Origin of the sequence: Streptomyces beijiangensis (assembly GCF_017315755.1) — a bacterium.
GTDB lineage: Bacteria > Actinomycetota > Actinomycetes > Streptomycetales > Streptomycetaceae > Streptomyces > Streptomyces beijiangensis.
In genome coordinates this window covers 1-4,038 of record NZ_JAFLRJ010000455.1, presented here as the reverse complement: position 1 = coordinate 4,038, position 4,038 = coordinate 1, and the positions used below count along the sequence as shown (strand labels likewise).

Sequence of the window (4,038 nt, the reverse complement as noted above, 5' to 3'; positions counted from 1 at the left end):
CCTCACGATCGGTCGACCAGGTGGTGCTCTCGGCGTCGACCGACGGGTCGAGCCTGGCCAGGTCGACCTCGACGGTGTCGGTGCGGCCACCGGCGACGAGCTTCTTGGGGAGCCTGCGGACCAGTCCCGAGGGGTGGCGCGGCTGGTTGTAGAAGATGAAGTCCTCGTCGGAGCGCACCCGGCCGTCGGCGCCCAGGAGCAGCGCCGACGCGTCCACGTCGTGGCCGTCGGGGCCCGGCGTCCAGCGGATCACAGCGCGGACGGCCGTGGCTTCCAGCGGGACGTTCGAGCCCTTCAACATCGCGTGCGTCATGCCCGTCATCCTGCCTCGAAGGCCCGCAGCGGTACAACGCGGGGTTTCTCGTACGTTCAGTACACGGTGCGGAGGCGGACGAGTTACCTGAATTTCACACACTTGGGGAACTCTTGACGTCGCAGATACGTACTATTACCGGCCATGCATCGATAGGGCCACCTTGGCAGTACGGGGGATTTACATGCGTCATTTCGGGCATATCCCGGCCACTGTCCGGGAGGGGCTGTTCTACCAGCAGCCGCACGAGTTCAGCGCGGCCTCACCGGCGCGCACCCTCGCCGCCGCCCTCGGGGCCACGCTCTACAGCCCTGCCACCAGGCAGCGGCTCGCCGACGACGTGGTCAAGCAGGCCGGGCGCGGCGTCGTCTCCATGGTCCTGTGCCTGGAGGACTCCATCGACGACGCCGAGGTCGCCGGCGGCGAGGCGAACCTGGTCCGCCAGTTCGCCGACCTCGACGCACGCGGCAACGACGTGCCGCTGCTCTTCATACGGGTGCGCGAGCCCGCCCAGATACCCGACCTGATGCGCAGACTGGGCCCCTCGGGCCGGCTCCTCTCCGGATTCGTGCTGCCCAAGTTCACCGAGGAGCGCGGGGTGGCCTTCCTGGAGGCGCTCACCGCGGCCGAGGCGGCCACCGGGCGGCGGCTCTTCGCGATGCCGGTCCTCGAATCGCCCGAGCTCCTCCATCTGGAGACCCGCGCCGAGACCCTCGCCGGGATCGCCCGCACCGTCGACAAGTACCGCGAGCGGGTCCTCGCGCTGCGCCTCGGCGTCACCGACTTCTGCTCGGCGTACGGCCTGCGCAGGGCTCCCGACATGACCGCGTACGACGTCCAGATCGTGGCCGCCGTCATCGCGGACGTCGTGAACGTCCTGGGCCGTTCGGACGGCACCGGCTTCACCATCACCGGGCCCGTCTGGGAGTACTTCCGCGTCCAGGAGCGGATGTTCAAACCGCAGCTGCGCCGCAGCCCCTTCATGGAGGGGAGAGCGGAGGAACTGCGTACCGCGCTCATCGAGCACGACCTGGACGGGCTGCTGCGCGAGATCGAACTCGACCGCGCCAACGGCCTGCTCGGCAAGACCTGCATCCACCCCTCGCACGTCGTCCCCGTGCACGCGCTGTCGGTCGTCAGCCACGAGGAGTTCAGCGACGCCCAGGACATCCTGCGGCCGGACCGGGGCGGCGGCGGAGTACTGCGTTCCGCGTACACGAACAAAATGAACGAAGTGAAGCCGCACCGGGCCTGGGCCGAGCGGACCCTGCAGCGGGCCGAGGTGTTCGGTGTGGCGAAGGAAGACATCGGCTTCGTGGAGCTGCTGACGGCCGGCCTCAACGCGTGACGCGACGAACGGAAGAGACACAGAACGTGCAAGACGCAGTGTGGTCGGGAACCTGGGTCGCCGAGCGGCTCGACGTCCGCCTCGTCGGGGACGAGAAGCTGCGGGGCCTCCTGGGCCTGGCCCTGCGCCGCAACCCCAAGCGGGCGCATCTGCTGGTGTCGAACGTGCTGGGCAAGCATGTGCCCCAGAAGCCGTCCGTGGTGTACGGATCGGGGTTCGCCCTCGGCGAGCGCGTCCTGGAACTCCTCGGCGCGGAGGCCGCCGCCCGGTCGGTGGTCCTCGGGTACGCCGAGACCGCGACCGGCCTGGGCCATGCGGTCGCCGACGGCGTGGGCCTGGTGCCGTACCTGCACTCCACACGCCGCCAGGTCCCCGGGACCGCCTCGGCCGGCGGCTTCGAGGAGTCCCACTCCCACGCCACCTCGCACCTGCTGCTCCCGGAGAACCCGCGACTGCTGGCGGCCCCGGGACCGCTGGTCCTCGTCGACGACGAGTTCTCCACCGGCAACACCGTGCTCAACACGATCCGGGCCCTGCACGACCGGTATCCGCGCGAGCGGTACGTGATCGTCGCCCTGGTCGACATGCGCTCGCCGGAGGACCGGGGCCGCCTGGCGGAGTTCGCGGCGGAGATCGGCGCACAGGTCGACCTGGTGGCGATGGCGACGGGCACGGTACGACTGCCCGATGGCGTCCTGGAGAAGGGGCAGCGCATAGTCGAGGAGTACGAGGCGGCGACCCCCCTGGTGCCCGCACAGCGCATCGGCGGCGAAGTGACGAGGGTGGACCTCCGCTGGCCCGCCCGCGTGCCCGACGGGGGCCGCCACGGCTTCACGCCCGAGCACCGCGTGCGGCTGGAAGCCGCGCTGCCGGGCATGGCGGCCCGGATCGCCGACGAGCTCGGCGACGCCCGCGTCCCCGTCCCCCGCATACTCGTCCTCGGCTTCGAGGAGCTCATGTACGCGCCGCTGCGGCTCGGGCTCGCGCTGGAGCAGGGCGGGGCCGACGTCCGGTACTCCACCACCACCCGCTCGCCCGTCCTGGCCGTGGACGACCCCGGGTACGCCATCCGCACCCGCCTCGTCTTCCCCGCCCACGACCTCCCGGACGACGGGCCTGGACCCCGGTTCGCCTACAACGTGGCGGGCGGTGGCTTCGACGCCGTCGTCGCCGTCGTCGACTCCGCGGCCGACACCCCCGCACTGCACGCCCCCGACGGCCTGCTGGACGCCCTCGCCGCGCACACCACGCGCGTGCTGCTGGCCGTCGTCCCCAGCTACGTACCTGAACGGCAGGACACACGCCCCATGCCCGAGACGAACCTGCCCGAGCCCCTGCCCGAGTCTCTGCCCGAGCCCCTGCCCGAGTCTCTGCCCGAGCCCTTGCGCGGCCCCGCCTTCTCCTCGTACGCGCCGGACGACGTCGGCTGGCTCCTCCAGGACCTGTCCGGCGTGGAGCTGGAGGCGCCCACCGAGGAGCGCGAAGAGGCGATACAGGCGGGCGGCGCCCACTACGCGGAGTCGCTGCCTGTCGAGTACCAGCCCAGCGAGCAGTACCAGCAGCTCTTCCACGCCGCCCTGCAGACCTCTGCGGCCCGTGTCGCCCAGGCCGTCGGCACCGTCACCGAGACCGTCCTCGCGGAGCGGTCGCCGCGCCCCGTCCTGGTCTCGCTGGCCCGCGCCGGTACCCCCGTCGGCGTCCTGATGCGCCGCTGGGCCCAGCACCGGCACGGCCTCGACCTGCCGCACTACGCCGTCTCCATCGTCCGAGGCCGCGGCATCGACACCAACGCCCTGCGCTGGCTCGCCGCCCACCACGACCCCGCCGACGTCGTCTTCGTCGACGGCTGGACGGGCAAGGGCGCGATCACCCGCGAGCTGGCCGAGGCACTCAGCGCCCATGAGGAAGAGGGAGGCAGCCCCGGCTTCAACCCGGAGATCGCGGTCCTCGCCGACCCGGGCGGCTGCGTCGGTACGTACGGCACGCGTGAGGACTTCCTCATCCCGTCCGCCTGCCTCAACTCGACGGTCTCCGGCCTCATCTCGCGCACCGTCCTGCGCGCGGACCTCGTCGGCCCCGACGACTTCCACGGCGGCAAGTTCTACCGGGAGCTCGCCGGAACCGATGTCTCCGCCGACTTCGTCGACACCGTCGCCGCCCGCTTCGACGAGGTCGCCGACGCCGTCGACGCGGAGGTCAAGGAGCTGCTCTCGGCGGACCGCTCGCCGACCTGGGAGGGCTGGGCCGCCGTCGAGCGGATCAGCGAGGAGTACGGCATCCACGACGTCAACCTCGTGAAGCCGGGCGTGGGCGAGACCACCCGCGTCCTGCTGCGCCGCGTCCCCTGGAAGATCCTCGCCCGGCTTCACGAGGTTGA

General features: G+C 71.5%; 3 protein-coding genes. 2 read left to right on the top strand and 1 reads right to left on the bottom strand.

The window, feature by feature from the left end; genetic code table 11:
• On the bottom strand, positions 1-322 hold a 322-nt coding region (locus J0695_RS34395), incomplete at its 3' end, for a TerD family protein (RefSeq protein WP_206968697.1).
• A 175-nt stretch (positions 323-497) separates the two neighbouring features.
• Here J0695_RS34395 and J0695_RS34390 point away from each other — a divergent pair.
• Together J0695_RS34390 and J0695_RS34385 are read left to right on the top strand one after the other, a co-directional pair.
• Positions 498-1,661 (top strand): HpcH/HpaI aldolase/citrate lyase family protein, encoded by a 1,164-nt coding sequence (locus J0695_RS34390; RefSeq protein WP_206968696.1) that lies wholly within the window; start codon positions 498-500, stop codon positions 1,659-1,661.
• Between the two features lie 26 nt (positions 1,662-1,687).
• The coding region (locus J0695_RS34385; protein WP_206968695.1) for a phosphoribosyltransferase domain-containing protein at positions 1,688-4,038 on the top strand (2,351 nt) is incomplete at its 3' end.

What these genes read in the sequence shown, in the direction of transcription:
- J0695_RS34390 (WP_206968696.1), top strand. Translation starts at nt 498, where the DNA reads ATGCGTCATTTCGGGCATATCCCGGCCACTGTCCGGGAGGGGCTGTTC.